General features: G+C 45.9%; 15 protein-coding genes. 5 read left to right on the top strand and 10 right to left on the bottom strand.

Annotation, left to right across the window (positions count from 1 at the left end):
• Nucleotides 1-176 precede the first annotated feature (176 nt).
• The 3 genes from AC1XTG_RS18265 to AC1XTG_RS18255 all read right to left on the bottom strand — a co-directional run bounded on the left by AC1XTG_RS18265 (nt 177) and on the right by AC1XTG_RS18255 (nt 5,008).
• Nucleotides 177-3,332 carry a TonB-dependent receptor gene (locus AC1XTG_RS18265; RefSeq protein ID WP_484842937.1) on the bottom strand — a complete coding sequence of 1,052 codons (3,156 nt, stop codon included), beginning with the start codon at nt 3,330-3,332 and terminating at the stop codon, nt 177-179.
• Between the two features lie 397 nt (nt 3,333-3,729).
• The gene (locus AC1XTG_RS18260; RefSeq protein ID WP_484842936.1) at nt 3,730-4,470 is read right to left on the bottom strand and encodes a hypothetical protein; all 741 of its coding nucleotides are present in this window, start codon (nt 4,468-4,470) and stop codon (nt 3,730-3,732) included.
• Between the two features lie 175 nt (nt 4,471-4,645).
• The gene (locus AC1XTG_RS18255) at nt 4,646-5,008 is read right to left on the bottom strand and encodes a hypothetical protein (protein ID WP_056284785.1); all 363 of its coding nucleotides are present in this window, start codon (nt 5,006-5,008) and stop codon (nt 4,646-4,648) included.
• Nucleotides 5,009-5,362: 354 nt separating this feature from the next.
• On the opposite strand from AC1XTG_RS18255, the gene AC1XTG_RS18250 reads away from it, so the two are divergent.
• Entirely contained in the window at nt 5,363-6,022 is a 660-nt protein-coding gene (locus AC1XTG_RS18250) for a ferritin-like domain-containing protein (protein ID WP_310589193.1), read from the top strand.
• A 28-nt stretch (nt 6,023-6,050) separates the two neighbouring features.
• Nucleotides 6,051-6,875, top strand: a complete 825-nt coding sequence (locus AC1XTG_RS18245; RefSeq protein WP_056284778.1) for a ferritin-like domain-containing protein — start codon at nt 6,051-6,053, stop codon at nt 6,873-6,875.
• Between the two features lie 65 nt (nt 6,876-6,940).
• Here the strand turns inward: AC1XTG_RS18245 and rbsK are convergent, their stop codons facing one another.
• Nucleotides 6,941-7,840 carry a ribokinase gene (gene rbsK, locus AC1XTG_RS18240; protein ID WP_484842935.1) on the bottom strand — a complete coding sequence of 300 codons (900 nt, stop codon included), beginning with the start codon at nt 7,838-7,840 and terminating at the stop codon, nt 6,941-6,943.
• Between the two features lie 128 nt (nt 7,841-7,968).
• On the opposite strand from rbsK, the gene AC1XTG_RS18235 reads away from it, so the two are divergent.
• Together AC1XTG_RS18235 and AC1XTG_RS18230 are read left to right on the top strand one after the other, a co-directional pair.
• A complete protein-coding gene (locus AC1XTG_RS18235; protein WP_484842934.1) occupies nt 7,969-8,883 on the top strand; it encodes an NmrA family NAD(P)-binding protein in 915 nt (304 codons plus the stop codon).
• 218 nt (nt 8,884-9,101) lie between these two features.
• Entirely contained in the window at nt 9,102-9,866 is a 765-nt protein-coding gene (locus tag AC1XTG_RS18230) for a LytR/AlgR family response regulator transcription factor (RefSeq protein ID WP_056284767.1), read from the top strand.
• Nucleotides 9,867-10,054: 188 nt separating this feature from the next.
• On the opposite strand, the gene AC1XTG_RS18225 is transcribed toward AC1XTG_RS18230, so the two are convergent.
• The 4 genes from AC1XTG_RS18225 to AC1XTG_RS18210 form a co-directional block, all read right to left on the bottom strand.
• Nucleotides 10,055-10,795 (bottom strand): ImuA family protein, encoded by a 741-nt coding sequence (locus AC1XTG_RS18225; RefSeq protein WP_484842933.1) that lies wholly within the window; start codon nt 10,793-10,795, stop codon nt 10,055-10,057.
• 78 nt (nt 10,796-10,873) lie between these two features.
• Complete coding sequence (locus AC1XTG_RS18220) at nt 10,874-12,445, bottom strand: outer membrane protein assembly factor BamB family protein (RefSeq protein WP_484842932.1); 1,572 nt, start codon at nt 12,443-12,445, stop codon at nt 10,874-10,876.
• Between the two features lie 128 nt (nt 12,446-12,573).
• Nucleotides 12,574-13,446 carry a CE1 family esterase gene (locus tag AC1XTG_RS18215; protein WP_056284759.1) on the bottom strand — a complete coding sequence of 291 codons (873 nt, stop codon included), beginning with the start codon at nt 13,444-13,446 and terminating at the stop codon, nt 12,574-12,576.
• Nucleotides 13,447-13,561: 115 nt separating this feature from the next.
• Nucleotides 13,562-13,984, bottom strand: a complete 423-nt coding sequence (locus AC1XTG_RS18210; protein ID WP_056284757.1) for a VOC family protein — start codon at nt 13,982-13,984, stop codon at nt 13,562-13,564.
• 140 nt (nt 13,985-14,124) lie between these two features.
• On the opposite strand from AC1XTG_RS18210, the gene AC1XTG_RS18205 reads away from it, so the two are divergent.
• Complete coding sequence (locus AC1XTG_RS18205) at nt 14,125-14,898, top strand: hypothetical protein (RefSeq protein ID WP_484842931.1); 774 nt, start codon at nt 14,125-14,127, stop codon at nt 14,896-14,898.
• Nucleotides 14,899-15,199: 301 nt separating this feature from the next.
• On the opposite strand, the gene AC1XTG_RS18200 is transcribed toward AC1XTG_RS18205, so the two are convergent.
• Complete coding sequence (locus tag AC1XTG_RS18200) at nt 15,200-15,706, bottom strand: SRPBCC family protein (protein WP_484842930.1); 507 nt, start codon at nt 15,704-15,706, stop codon at nt 15,200-15,202.
• Nucleotide 15,707: 1 nt separating this feature from the next.
• Nucleotides 15,708-16,067, bottom strand: coding sequence for an ArsR/SmtB family transcription factor (locus AC1XTG_RS18195; RefSeq protein ID WP_484842929.1), 360 nt, complete (start codon nt 16,065-16,067; stop codon nt 15,708-15,710).
• Between the last annotated feature and the right edge of the window lie 84 nt (nt 16,068-16,151).

Here is a 16,151-nt window from a genome sequence, read left to right as displayed (position 1 = left end):
TCTAGTAAGTCCTCCTTTGGAAAATGTAATCGCCTTTGTCACCCTGAGCGCAGTCGAAGGGCCCTTCGACTGCGCTCAGGGTGACAAAAAGGCGAAGGTGTTAATTGAAAAGGAGGAAGGAAGAATAGGTAGACAAACCTTCCTCCTTCCTTCCTTTCCTCCCTTTCCTCCTCTAATTAAAACGCATACCGCAAGCCAATCTGGATCTGGTATGGGCTACCGTTCAGGGTGGAAACACCCACTCCATTACTCATGCCATATCCGTATCTTTTAGTAGCCGGTTCGAATGACTTGATGGAGTAGAGGTTTTGCTTACCAAGGTTGGTTCCTACTCCCCAGTCTCTGTCCAGCAGGTTAGCTACGTTGAAAATGTCAACTGATGCTTCCAGGCCGTGGTTTTTGTAGAAATTGAATTTCTTTGCCAATCTCAAATCAAACACACCGTAGAAACCGTTGATACCACCGTTACGCTCTGCGATTTTGCCCATATCTCTCGTCAGATAATCCTTAATGCTTTGTTCTGCCTCTGGATTATTGAGGATTGCATTGATACCGTCACGGATGTTTTGCGGCGTTTCAGGGCTGTTAGGATCGTAAATGTAAGGCAGGTCATTTGAAGAAACGAAGTCACCGTTCATGTTACCGCTCACGGCCATGGAGTAGCGCGTTCCGCCGATGCCCGAGTAACGCAGACCCAATGTCACACCCCAGATACTCGGCGCAGTTCCGTAGAATACGACTTTGTTGCGGAAGTGGTTATTAGCATAAGTAATGCGGCTCAGATCGCGTGGATCATCGTTTACCATCAAATCGAGTGTCGCAGTGTTCGCTACGTTACCGTTGTACGAAGTATTGTCTTTTGAATCATTCCAGGTATACGAGAACGTGATCTGTCCGTCTTTGAAATAACGGTAAGTACCGTCAATCACAACTGCATACTGGTTCTTTTTACCCTCGCTCACGAGTTCCAGTACACGACCTACTTTGGTAGTCTTGCGGCTGTCCAGCCAGTTGGTAGCACCATTTTTTGCATTGATTTTGTCGGCTGGCACATATACGCCACGGTTGGCTTCTGCTGCAATGCGGAAATACGGATCTTCCACCATGTTGCGGTCAACATACATATAGTTGTTGCGTGCCCATGAAGCGTAACCGCTCACACCTACACGCAGACGGTCGCTGAAAAAGTGGTTGTACGAGAAGTTCGTTTTATAGAGAACCGGAATTTTCGCATTGGCATTGTTCATGTTGATTGTTACCAGACGCTCGATTTTCGGGTTATTGAAAAGGTCGGCGCCGGGAGCAGAAGCAGGGTTTTCGCGGTATCCCGGGAAGTCAGGACGAGGTACCTGGTCGCCCTGGATTTCAACGGCTGCTACCTTAGTTCCGTCAAACAACATGTTATTGATCATCGAATACGGGTTCAGCTGAGAGCCGAAAATACCCGCACCAAAACGGATAATGTCTTTGCTTTGCTCATTCACATCCCACGTAAACTGTACGCGTGGCTGCACTTGCGTTGTGTTGATTTTATTATCAGTGCGCAGGTTCAATTCATCAAATACAACCTGGCTGAAATTCGCTTTGTTCAGGTATTGCGTATTGTCCAGACGCAAACCTGCCATCATATCAAGACCACGCGCCAGCTTGGTATCCATTTGTGCGTACAAACCTGTTGCCAGCGAGTTTACGATCGAGCTTGGATCGTCCCGCAAGTTGATTTCACGTGCGTAGCGGTAGGGGGTCAGGTTGTTGAAGTTGTCAAGACCGGTGAAGTAGAAACGTCCATTCATTTCGCTACCGTAAACTGACTTCATGCGGTTGTACATCACGTCAATACCGAAAGTAAAGTTGATTTTACCCGTGTTGTAATAAAGGTTATTAACCGCCTGGTAAACTTGTCCTCTGAACCATTCAGGAGAAAAACGCTGACCACCGATTTGAATATTGGTGATATAGTTGTTTGTTCCCGAAGTGGAGTTTATGTTTTCAACAATGGCACGTGGAATACCCGCAGATGGAAGTTCCGAGCTTGGTATTACCGCTTCGTACTGATACAAATGCTGCACTTTGAATTCGTTCGTGACTTTTGGGCTCACGATCGTACGAAGCGATGCCATAATACTGTTGTTGAACCGCTTGCGGTCGATGTAAGATTCGTATGCATTGATCGACGTGTTGTCACCTTCCGACAGCTTGTCGTTTTCTGAAATCAAGTTATTGCGGAGCGTCAACAGGTTCTTGGAATTTAACTGCCAGTCAATTCTTGCGAAAATCGCGTCAGTACCTTTTTTCTTGCCGAATGCACCAAACTGCGGACTGTTGGAAACACCGTATTTCGATCTTGCTATATCAAGGAAGTTGTCCAATGTTTGCTGCGTCACCTTGTTAGCTGCTACGTCTGCGTCAGATTGCAGGTTGGCGATAAACAGGGGACGCGAGTCGGCCTGATGGTCCCAGGCTACGAAGAAGTGAGCTTTGTCTTTTTTCAATGCACCACCCAGCGACAAACCAAATTGATTTGTCGAGAAATCCTGCGTTCTTTTATTACCTCTCAAATCATAACCGCTTGAAAGCCAGTCGGCACGCATGAAGTTAAATATGCTACCTGTCAATCTGTTTGTACCCGATTTGGTAACAGTGCTGATCGTTCCGCCACCCGCGCGGCCCAGTGTAACATCGTATTCATTGGTAACCACCTTGAACTCACGGATCGCCTCCATGGAAATCGCGTAAGCACCTCCGGTTTCTCCACCTGCAATGGTGCTCCGTGAGGTCATACCATCGATTGTATAGTTGGTAGAAGATCCCAGCTGACCGCCAAGGCTGTTACCGTTGCTCAATGGTGAAAGTTCAATAAGAGAGGTGAAATTCCGCCCGTTTACCGGCAATTTGGTAATGTCCTTTGCAGTAATAGGAGTGGATGCGCCGAGGTTGACAACTGTGTTTCTCAGCGAATTGGCCTTAATATCAACAGCCTGCAACTCATTAGCAGCACTTTCCATGGCGAAATTCAGTCTTAGCTGATCGCCCTGGTTCAGTGCGTAACCTGTTTTCTTTTGTTCTCCAAAACCAATAAATGAAACGGTGATGGAGTAAGGTGAGCCCAATGGAAGTTGTTTGATAATGTAATCACCATTTACATCGGTTACTGTTCCGGCCTGGAAACCGGTCGATTCATTTCTGACCAGAACGGTCGCGCCGACGATCGGCCCTGCTTGTACTTCGGTGACTTTACCGATAATTGTTGCCTCATTCCCCTGTCCGTACATGTCGGGAGCGATGAAGAACATTGCGATTGTCACAATGAGTCCTGTAATTAATCGATTCATTTTTTGTGAGTTAGATGAGTAATCGTTGTGGTTTGAGAAATTCTGTTCACGTGTTTGTTTTACCACCGGGACATCCGGTGTTGCGTCGGTATTAAAAAGATGGGGTTACATGAGCAACAGCGTGCAGGAGAGGCTTACCTGCAAGTGTCGGCTGTGCATTCGGCTGTACCGCTATGCTGTATACGATGCGGTTCTGAGGTGTTTTTTCAAATTCGTTTAATCCTGTTTTAACGCCCGCAAAAGTAGATAGTCAATGTTAAGGCTGTGTTACCGGGGGATTAAGGGTTGGTTAATGTTCCGTTTTCAAACAGTAGATGAACCAGACGGGTATAACAAAGAAGAGGCTGCCCGCCAGGTTTTCGGGGCAGCCTCTCAGAAAGGATGAAAGTGGGGCTTCTTAATTTACTTCCTGAATTGCATTCTTATCGACAAAGATGTGTGCGTAAGAGTATTCGCCTGCATTCGCATTGATAGCCGAAAACGAAAGTGTCATTTCAGCTTCTTCCGCAACAAATGTGATTGTTTTATCAACCCAGGCAGCTTGCTTGCCTGTCAGATCAATGTATTCGGCTACGGCACCGGTAGAGTAGGACCTTACCAGATATACCGTTTTGGAATAGGCTGGCACAAATGGGAGCAAATGGCCGTCAAACTTGGTTGTAGCGACCCGGAAAGTAATTGCGTACTTCTTGCCTGGTTTCAGGTACTGCAATTTTGTTTTCACAGCTGATCGTTTTCCATTCGGCGACCAGGTATTTGAAGTGGTGGTAACTGTCGCGATGGAGGCAGAACTTGCAACACCGGGAATTGCCGGCAGTGGTTTAATCCAGGGAAAATTGCTGTTACCCCATAGGTATGTAAAGCCTGACGATCCGGTTGGCAGCAGCTGCGGGTTGTCCGGAGAGGTAAGGATGTCCCTTTGCCAACGTGTAGCGTAAACATTGTTGCCAGTCGGCCCGTTCGTTGTTGGAAAGCTGGGTAGTACCTCAATGCCGCCTCCTTGCTGTCCTTCTCTGAGAGACGAATTTTTACTTTCATTTAAAGGACTGGTTGCATTGATGGTTTCTTCTGAACAGCTACTCAGCATCAACAAACAAGCAAAGCCGAGACTAACCGGGAATTTTTGTAACAGGTTCATTTTTTTGACCTTTTTAGTGAGACATTTTTTTGTACTGATTACAAAAAAAGTTCTTGTAAAAGGATCAGGCAGTTCAAAATGAGCAGGTGGCTATCAGGTTTATTCTTCGGTATTAAAGTCCGTTTGTAAATGAAAATGACCTCCGACAAGGAGGTCATTTTCATGTGTTGTTCTATTATTTGGCCTCTCTCGTTGCTTCGATCGGGAACTCGCCGTCATTGGTTACTACGATTCCTTTGAGCGTGTCGCCCTTTTGTACCATATCAATGGTGATCAGCGAACCCTGGAAATCGAGCTTGAAGTTGACCTTATCCTGGTTAATCTTCAGCTCCTTCATTTCGGACCTGTCGGTGCTTCCGAGATAGCCGGCAATTTTACCGCCTTTTTCTTCAAATGTCATTGTACCCGATTGATACTCAGGAGATACATTGGATACCGTGTACTTCCAGGTGCCTACCAGGGTGTCGGCAGCAAACCTTGCCGCGACGAAAAGCACGCTCACGCCGAGCATTGCGAGTAAAACAAAATTCTTTCTCATAGACTAATAGTACTTTAAGTGTAAAAAGATATAAAAACAAGAGATTCAAATGTAGAGAAAAAGGATTGAGAAAAGGAAATGGCCGGAGGTTATTTTGATTTAGAAAATATCAGAATTGAAATACTTTATTTAGCGGTCGACAGTATTGGTATAATCATAGGAAGTGAATGCTTCCGGAACTTAATTCTGTGTTTTGTCTTAAAACAGAATATTTACTCCTAAAAGCTCTAAGAAAGTTCCTATTTTTTTTGATCCGTTTCAAGTGGTACCTCGTAGGTTTCAGTAATTGAAATTTCTCTCAACAAAACCGGATTTGCCGTAATGGAAAACAACTTACTACAAAATGCTGGCCCTATGCTTGAAAAGGTAAATCGGCGCTACTTTTTAAGATCAGCAGGAGTCGCTGCTGCAACTGGTGCCTTCATCATGGGATGTACATTGGACGATCACAATCTTCCTGGCGAAGTAGTGGATCTTGGAACGGGCGACATCGGAATTCTGAACTATGCATACGCACTGGAACAACTCGAAGCAGCTTTCTATACCCAGGTGATGATGTCTCCATACGCCGGAATGACCGACGAGGAGAAAATGATCCTGACCGATATCATGTACCACGAGATCGTACACCGTCAGTTCTTCAAAGCTGCATTGGGTGCTGCTGCGATCAAAGGGCTTACTCCTAATTTCGACGGCATCGACTTCAACAGCCGTGCAAGTGTACTTGGCGCTGCCAAATTGTTCGAAGATACTGGTGTTCAGGCTTATAACGGCGCTGGAAACCTGATCGAGAATGTTAATTATTTGCTTATTGCCGGTAAGATCGTTTCGGTTGAAGCGCGTCACGCTGCTGCAATCCGTGACTTGCTGAACCCTAATTCAGCTGATTTCTCTGGTGACGATGTGGTTGATCCTGCAACAGGTTTTGACAAAGCAGTGAAGCCAGGTGTGATTTTACCAGCTGTACAGCCTTTCGTTAAGAACACGATCAGCGGAAGCGGTTTGCCTCAATAATTAACAACTTTTACAACTTCGGAACAAAATGAACATATTTAATATACTCGAGCAATTCGAAAAATTCGATGGTGACGCAGTAGAGCGTATCGGATACACATCCCGCCGTTTTTTCTTTAACAAAGTAAGTGCGAAGGTAGCTGCGGCTGCTACGCCTGCGTTCCTTGCAAGCGCGATGAACAAAGCTTACGCACAATCATCCGATGCAGTTGAAGTGCTTAAATTCGCTTTGACACTGGAATATCTGGAAGACGAATTCTACAAAGTAGGAAACGATACAGCTGGTCTGATCCCTTCGATGTACAAGCCTGTTTTCATGCAGATCAGCAAGCATGAAGATGCACACGTTAAGTTTTTGGAAAAAGCACTTAATTTGACACCAGGTCAGAACAAACCAAAGTTTGACTTCACAGTAAACAAAACTTACGATACTTTCACCAATTTCGACACGTTCGTGTTCCTTTCACACGCATTTGAAGATACCGGTGTTCGTGCTTACAAAGGCCAGGCTGGTACTTTGATCAACGATCCGCAAATTCTTGAATATGCATTGCAGGTTCACTCTGTAGAAGCACGTCACGCTTCTATTTCAAGAAAAATCCTTTCTAAGATCAGAAACAACAAGGCTATCAAGTCCTGGATCACATTGGACGAAGGTTCACCTGCACCTGTTTACAAAGGATCTAACAGCGAAGCAACGATCGTTCAGGCTGGCGCTAACCTGCTTGACCTTGACCTTACTGGTATCCCTGATACAGGCGACATCAGATACAAGGCTGCAACAGAAGCATTCGACGAAATCCTGACTAAGGAAGAAACGTTTGCAATTGCAATGCCATTTATCGTTCCTTGACATATTTAATGCAAGTGTGAGGTTGGAGTGTGAAGAAAACAGGCTGTCTGGAAAGGCAGCCTGTTTTAGTTTACGGGTATCTCATTCCGGTAAGGCATGGAGCTCTGCGCTCCCATTCTCGTAACGCTGATCGCCGCAGCGCTGGCAGCGAACGTTACCGCATTGCTCAGCGGCATGTTTTCAGATAGGGCGACTGCAAGCGCACCATTAAAACAATCTCCTGCCGCCGTCGTGTCCGTTGCATTGACTTTCGGGGAAGCGATTAATGCGCTGCTTTCTGCCGTTCGCAGGTAAGCGCCTTTACTGCCTAGTGTGATAATCACGTTTTTGCAACCTTTTGCGAGCAGGATTTCCGCCGCTTTCTCAACAGAGGCGTGGTCTGAGACCCGAATGCCTGTGAGCAGCGCAGCTTCGGTTTCGTTGGGAGTAATAAGGTAAATGTTAGGGTAAATAGCTGCGGGCAGGTTTTGTGCGGGAGCGGGGTTCATTATGATTTTTGCACCCTTTTGGTGTGCAGCCGCCATAGCCGTTTCAACGGTAGTCAAAGGTATTTCAAGTTGCAACAGCAGGATATCCTCTGCCGAAAGTGCCACGAGTCCAAGCTCGGCAGAGGCCGGAGTGAGCTGGTTATTGGCTCCCGGTGCTACCGCAATGCAATTCTGTCCGTTCTGGTCTACGTTAATCAGCGCAACGCCAGAAGGCGCGGTATCATCGGTAAAAACAAAGTCAGTGTGGATCTGTTCCTGGCGAAACTGCTGTAAAGCTTGTTTCCCGAAAAGATCGTTACCGACTTTACATATAAATGTGACGTTCCCTCCCAGTCGCGCTGCTGCTACTGCCTGGTTAGCGCCCTTTCCGCCGGGCGTCATCAAAAAATCACCCCCTATTACAGTTTCACCCATCGCAGGCAATCTTTCTGATTTGACCACCATGTCGGTGTTGGAACTTCCTACGACGTAGATCATGCGTACAATGCAGTTGGTTTTGGGTATTGTATCGACTTATACTGGGTGCAATTTAATGCGATTCGTTGAGCGGGAATAATAATTATAATGTAATGAGCAGCAACATACCTACTACTTCGAACTAAGAAATGGATTTTACAACAGAGACAAACGCCGCTGATCTTATTGTCGTAGCCGGCGCTACGGGGCAATTGGGTGGCAGGATCACACACTACCTGCTTCAAAAGGGTGCAAGGGTAAGAGCAATCATTCGCAAAGGCAGTTCCAACCCGAGTGTGAATGCACTGCGGGCAGCAGGCGCAGAGCTAGTTGAGGTTGATTTTACAAATATTCCTGAACTGGCAAGCGCCATTACCGGGGCTTCCTGCGTCGTATCTGCCTTGTCGGGCTTGCGGGAAGTGATTATCAATGCGCAAACGGAATTGCTGCAGGCCACGGTTTGGGCAGGTGTTACCCGGTTTATCCCATCCGATTATTCCATTGATTATACCAAATTGCGTCCGGGTTCCAACCGCAATCTCGACCTCAGGCGCGAGTTCAGCGAGGTAGTTGATAAATCGGGTATTCAGGCTACGTCTATACTCAACGGGATGTTCGCCGATCTGCTCACTGGTGAAGCGCCCTTGATTGTACCTGCATTGAAAAAGGTGATTTACTGGGGAGACAATGAGCAGCCGCTCGATTTTACCACCATCGAAAATACCGCCGAATTTACAGCGGCAGCCGCACTTGATCCCGCTACGCCGAGGTACCTGCGCATTGCAGGAGAAGTGGCATCAATTAAGGATCTGGCCAGAGCGGCAACTGAGGCACACGGAAAAGCTTTCGGTACTTTCAGGGTAGGCGGACTAGGAATGCTGGGTACGATGATCAAGCTTACCCGGACCATAGCTCCACAAGAAAAAGAAACGTTCCCGGCCTGGCAGGGAATGCAGTATATGCATAATATGTTTACTGGCCTTCCCAAGCTGGCACCGCTGGACAACGACCGCTATCCGGGGATCCGCTGGATTCCGGTTAAAGAGGTTTTGGCAAAAGAATGACGATAATCGGCAGCATGAAACATGAACAAGTCAGGCAGGATTTATGCATTAAATGCGTAATTTCCTGTCGAAACTTGTCGAAGTATTTCTGTAAAAGCGATTGACATTAGAAGAATTAAAGATTAGGTTTACTTTAGGTTATATTGGGCCTGAGAGTAAAAACACAATAATTAATCCTAAATCCTTTTAGTTAGCAATGCTAACAAGCTTTTATCGATATGAGCGTAGCTGCAAAAATTCTGATCGTAGAGGATAACCCGTTGCTGTCACGGCATCTGGAAGTTAATTTGGGCGGTAAGGGTTTTTCAATCAGCGGAGTGGCCAGGAACCTCACAGAAGCAGTTGCCATCATGAAAAAGCAGAGCGCCGATCTCGCTTTGATTGACATGAAACTGGACGGTCCCGAGGATGGCATTGCAACAGCACAGGAATTGTTGCGGATCAAATGGATACCCATTATCTACATTACCGGCGAAGACGCGTATGAAGAAATAGCGGAACGAAGCCAGTCTACCTACCCGGCGGCTTTCCTCGAAAAGCCGGTGCGTTCCAACGAGCTCGTGGTCCAGATTAACCTGGCACTGCACAATTTTCAGGCTGGTAATTTACCTGCTGCCAAAACAAACCAGACCGAACACATTGTATTTTTTACCGACAAGGAACACATTCAGGTAAAGCAGAATAACATTCTTTTTATTGAAGCAGACGGACCTTATGCGAGACTTTACCTGACTACCGAGGAGTTTGTAAAGTTGTATCCTGGTAAAACATACAACTACATTCACATCTCTCCCAACATTGGCAGGATCTTTCCGGAACTGAAACCGGCGTTCTTCAAACTATCTCGCAAGCACGTAATCAATCTGGATCATATTACGAGAATGAGCGCGTCTCAAATTGTAATGGGAAACCACATTATCCCCATTCCGGAAGGCAGAAGATCGGAGCTGATCGCGGAACTGAATGTAGTTCGCAGCAGGTAGATTTACTTCGTTAGATAAAAACCGGATTTAATACGAAATAAACGGAGACTGGTTAAATTCCCGTTGAGCGAAGCGGTGCGCAGCATACATTTACATTACGTAAACGCTCTTTATCCGCGTAAGCTCTCCTTAATCAGAATGAAAGTCGTGCATTGCCTCCGGGTTCTGCACGATTTGTGTTTTAAAGCTTATCCCGTTTGAAGCAAATCCTTGTTTTCTGCGGCGGATGTTCGCTTTTGAATGTGCTGAAAGGAGCCGGCACTCCATTCCACTTCCCATTCTCCGGGCTCGCCATTTCTAACTTTTTGCAGCTGCACATTCCAGCGCGGGTAACCCACGCCCGGCATGCCAGGTTCCAGCTGGCTGGGCAGTGGAGTGATCTTCCAGCGCGATACACTCGCCAACGTGTTTGCACTCCGCGGATTGTGCCGCAGCAGAAAACCGGTCACGCGGCTTTGTTCTACCGCCAGCTGTAAACGTCGCGATTCAGTAAGGGTAACTTCGGGAATTTCTCCTACCACAGCAGCCACGGCAGTACATTTCAGTGATTCTTCAATGGCCCACAGCAGGTCAGATTCCTTTTTAAGATCAATAAAAATGATCCGCTCCGGCTGTACCCCGAAAAATGCGAGTCCGGGCGGGAAGACTGTCCGGTTCAAGCTGATCCACAAACAGAAATCATTGATCTGCATTAATGGTCCCAGTAATGCGGCTACAAATCCTGTGGTAGCCGCTGCATTTTCAGGTGCGTCGGTGATAAACTCGTGGACAGCGCCGGTAGGGAAGATCTGGTTCGGAAACGACATTTCAATGGGACCCAAGCCAAAATCAATGCACTTATCGATGGCCGGCGCACGGTATCCCTGTAAATTCAGAATTTCATTCTGTAGTTGTTCAAGAATAGCTGATTTGCTTGTTGATGATTTCATAGGAATATTGAGTATTGGTATTTTTAATACCACAATAATGATTCCAATGATACCAATTTATAGCAATAACTACAAGGATTAATAGCTTCCCGCCAGCTTTTTAGTCAGGAATGTGCTGATATCCAGTGCGTAAATGCTGTTATTGTTTTTGTAGTACATTTTCCTGTCATAAACAGGCGAGTTGGCCGGTGCATTACATCTGGCTGCCGTGCGCATTGTTGTCCGGTCCAGGATAAAAGTCTCTTTTCGGTTCCCCACGAATACATAACCGTCCGTTTCCAGGTACTTTGAATAAACCGATTTGGAATCTACTTTCTCGAACTTCTCAAAATCATTGGTAAACCTGAACAGCTCACCTGTTTCGGAAAAGAGGTAAAAGTGATCCTGATCCAGACTGGCCTGTTGATAAATACTATCCTGCCTGATAAAAATTTCATCCGATACAAACGAGCGCATATTTGACTTTTCGTCAATGCGTACCACGTACTTTTGCATCAAACCTTCCGGCGAAAAGCGCTGGATATCCACCTTGTCACGGTAAAGCATGTACAGCTCATTATTCTGTATCATGTAATCGGCGATGAAGTTCTTCCGCTCTTCCCATTCTTTCAAAAACAGCTCCTTACCTGTTTCTGCATCAAACGCTGCCACGTAAGGGTTACCCAGTGCGGTGAGCCTGCCGTATTTGGACGCGTGTCCCATATTGAGCATATAAATGACATTGCCCTCGCGAAAAAGGTGTGACTTACTCGTTTTTTTAGTGTTCAGATCAGTTTCCCACAGTTTTTCCCCATCCCAGGTATGGCAGCTGATTTTCTCTTTTGCGGCAAAATAAAATACGTCACCTGAATGCAGTACGTTCGATGAAATGTTCAGCAGGTAATCTGAAAAACTTCCCATCGGAATAGCCATATAACCCGCAGAAGCCGCAGCTACTCCGCCAAGAACAGCCAGTCCAACCTTGCCCATATCGGTTTTTTTCGTGTGCGCCACCCGGTTGACCGACCAGCCTTTTCCTTGCGTTAAACCCAAAGTATGCAGCCCTTCGGAAATGACCATTAAGGTAGTATCGTCGAGCATTTCCGTTTTTTGCCACCCGAATTCACCAGGTACCTCGCGCCTCCACATGGACTGACCCGTTTTAAGATTGATCCCGTGAAGTGTATTCGGACCAGTCGCGGCGTAATCGTAGCACAATGCCAGGTTCAGTTCAGGATAAACGCGGTACGCGGTAGTTTGCCTGTTCCAAAGCGGCTTACCGTCTTCCGGATTCAGCCTTGATAATTTGGCCCCTTTTTGGTCCATGATCACGTTATCGACCTGCTGCACCGTAGTAATGCCGTATTTCTGCTTTTTGTCCCACCTGGTCAACCCGCTTTCCATATCGATCCTGGTCAGCCTGCCCGCTATTTTCCACAGATCGTTGGTCGCGTTCTTCTTACGCAGCAACACCGTTATCTCGTGCTGCTCAGGAGCGGGATAGAAGTTGAAAACAGGCAATGCAAACTGGTATTCCTTGGCAATCAGCGGCGTATTCGTACGAAAGTCTGTGCCCGACTCTGAGGTGGTAACAGGTATATTCTTTCCAGCTTGACCAAAAACCTGGCAGGTGAATGCAAATAAGAGAACAGAGAGCAGCAGTTTTTTCATGGAGCTGTAATGAATGAACCAGGTGATATAAGGAGGATGTATTTGTAACCTTAAAAGTACAAAATTTATATTTTTTAGAATTATGCGGTTAAAAATAGTTCTGCCAAATACAATCTCCTCACCGGCGCTTACTTCTTCATTTGTCTCTTAAAAAATTCCCACGATTCTTCGAACATATCGAAATCAGTCACGAACTCGTGCTTTCCATTGACCACTTTCAACAGCGTAACTTCCGGTTTCCCTTTTTGCGCGTAAGTGTACTTTTCAACGGTAATGTTGTTGCCGGGATTGGCGTCGGGGAACATGGATTTGGTTGGCTGGCCGGTATATCCGTCTAGCTTAGCCCAGTATTGAAAAGATTCCTCGGTAGCACGTACATTGCCCAGCGTTACACCCGAGGTTTTCACTTCGCCACCATTATATGGATTCGTTTCATCGGCAGTTCCATTGGTGATCATTACAGGAATGGGCACATTACGTGGCGAACAATCCATATTTTCCTGTGTTGGCAAATTGGCGACAATCGCCGAAATCGCCTTGATCTTGTCTGGCATCGTCAAAGCTAACTTATACGACATGTGACCGCCTCCGGAGAAGCCTGTCGCAAAAACATGAGTTTTGTTGATCTTGTACAGTTTTGAAAAATAATCGATCATACCTGAGAAGAAAGCTTCCTCATTCACATTCTCGGTATTGGCGACCGCAGTAGAAGCTTTCCTGCATTCATTCCAGTATCTTTTATATCCGGCAGGATATACCAGCACCACATTTTCCGCTTCCGCCCGTGCTTGTAGCTTAGCAGCCCTGGGCGCTAATCCAAATGGTTCGCCTCCCGATCCGTGCATCACAAACACAAGGCTTGCGCCGGGTTTTACTTTGATGGATTTATCATAAACAAAAACACGCTGCTTGCCTTCGATCAGCAGCGAATCGGATACTAACTGGGCATTGGCCGCGATGAGGGAGATGGAAAAGAATGCAGTAAGAATTAACTTAAACATATGGGTATTTTTTGTTGCTGTTTAATTGTGAATTGCCTGTGCCCCTGACTTTTAAAGGGAGATACCTTTTACGCCTTTTAACCCAAAAAAAGTCCCCATTAAGGGGATTAGGGGGTTACGCATTTTCCAGCGTAGCAATGTCGAATTTTGACATTTGCATAAAAGCCTCGATCACGCGCGGTGCCTTTTCCGGATCTGACATTAGTTTTGATAAAACAGTCGGCACGATTTGCCAAGACATACCAAATCTGTCATCAAGCCAACCGCATTGACTATACTTGCCACCATCGCCCAGCTTTTCCCAGTAATAATCAATTTCTTCCTGCGTATCGCATTCTACCACAAAGGAAGTAGCCGGTGAAAATTTGTAATGCGGCCCGCCATTCAGTCCCATGAATTTGAAACCATTGAGCTCAAAAGTTACGACCATCGGGTTTTCAGATGTGATCTTCGAGCTTTTGAAAATAGAGCAATAGTAATCTGCGGCCTCTTTGGCATTTCCGTCGAACCATAGGCAGGGATAAATGGGCTTGATCATATTTGGTAAATTTTGTTGGTTAAAGTCGACTGGGAAGAACGGGTTTCAAATTAGCCAAAACGTATTTCATTTTTTCGTTAACCTGCTTTTTTCTTTCTTTCCTGACGATTAATAATTACCTCACTTTCACGAGCCCGTTTATGAAACTTATCCATCTTTTGCTCTTACTCATTATTTCAAATGCCGCACTTGCCCAGCGGGATACTTCTTTTGTTTTGGGTAAATACATTCACCTGCAAAAAGGCAGCGAATCGACAGACACAAGGCGCATTGAGCTGAAATCCGACATTGATACCACCTGGTACCGTTGGAAAGAGCGGGGTTACAGCTTCGGATTTGCACCTTCAAAGACACCTATGTACACCACTGTAAATGGGATTCTGAGCACACCTTACATGATCCAGGTGCGCGGCAATGCAGAAGAGCGGAACAAAAAGCGCTGGGGTTACCACGTCTTTGAAGGGTATGCGAAAGACGATAAATCGCGCATTACCATGCTGGTGAACAAACACATTGAAATGGAAAGGCCGGTAGCTGAGCTATACTATTATTCAACTGTGTACAACCACGACGAAACCGCCTACAACTGGTTTAAAATAGGCTCCGACGTGCGCCAGCATTCATTTATGTTTGGTCGCGACAAAGCCATTTTCTTTGGTTCTCTCAAACTCACCAATGCACTCACGCTCGGCAGCATCGGCAAAGAAGATGTCGCCACTACGAAACCCGAAGGCGACGATGAACAAAATGCCGAAAAAGATGCCAAATACGTCAATTATAAAGAGCTGAAAAACGGCGGAGACGGTACCATTTTCTACGACAAAGACCGCGATATCGTCGTAATCAAAATCAAAGGAAAATGGATGAAAGTAGCGGTAGAGGCATTACCAGAGGGAGTGGAGTATGAATTTTGAAAAGGGGAGCAAATAAGTTAAATTCGAATACACTAAACAATACACTATGAAGGCGGAACTCTCTCGAACAACGGTGACAGAAAAGGATCAAATTCCTGTCTCAAAAAACCGAGCATCTGATCAATACTTCTGAACAAACCAGGCCTCTTAGCAGAAAGGCACAGGAAGCAAAGATCTTCCTCGAGCGCAATCCCATTCCAAAGGAATTCCTCAAATCCTGAAAATGGCCGGTGTGGTCAGGTATTGCTTTAAATAGCTTTCCAAAACAAGACCTGACCAAGTACAATGCCTATCAAACCTACTATTGCACTTCCGCAAGATAGGCTTCCAGCTGATCGAACGTACCGCCGAAGCCCTGTTGCATGCTGTCCATAATCGAAAAATACGTCTCTTCCTGTGCCGGAGTGGCGTTAATGGGATGCCCCTGAATGGTAAGGGTGGTGATCCCGTTGTTTTCTTCCAAAGTAATTTGATTGAAAATCTCTAATGGAAAATCCATCGGGAACGGAGAGGTGATGATATTGCCTTTGGCGTCGGCGAAAGAATTAATGAATTCCAGCAGATCGGGGCGTTGGATGTTTTTGTATTGGAATAATCCCCACATTATGTGGCCGTTCCCGTCCATTTTGTAGTGCGTTTTGCCGCCCGGCTTGAAATCGAAACTTTCCACCGTAAGCTGACTACCAGCTGGCCCCCACCATTGTTCGAATGCTTCCGGTGATGCAAATGCATCGAAGACTAATGTTTTAGGGGCTTTAAATTCGCGCACGATTTTCAAACCTGTTCTTTTTTCTGATTGCTCTTCCATTTTATTCAATGTTTGATTGATTGTCGTTTAACTGATTATTTGCCTGAACTTGACCGAGGTAGCTTTCCAGTGAGTCGAACTTCTCATTCCAGAATTGTTTGTACTGGTCCACCCAATTTGAAACTTCCTTCAATCCGTCCAATTTCGCCTCACAAAATCGCTCGCGTCCTTCCTGCCGCACGACCAGCATTCCACATTCAGCAAGGATCTTAATATGTTGAGATACAGCCGGTCTGCTGATTTCGAAATTATCGGCAATGGCATTCAGGTTCATAGATTTTTTAGCGATCAGATTAATGATCTGCCGCCGGGTAGGATCTGAAATCGCCTGAAAAACATCCCTTCTTGCTTCAATTGACATTGTGTAAGTATTTGCTTACGCAATAGTACATGTAAGTATTTACTTACGCAAATTTAATTTGTGAATTTACCAGGGTGGAGTGTG

This window comes from Dyadobacter sp. HNCC25DJ183, assembly GCF_056895175.1.
This window is presented reverse-complemented; position numbering and strand designations above follow the sequence as displayed.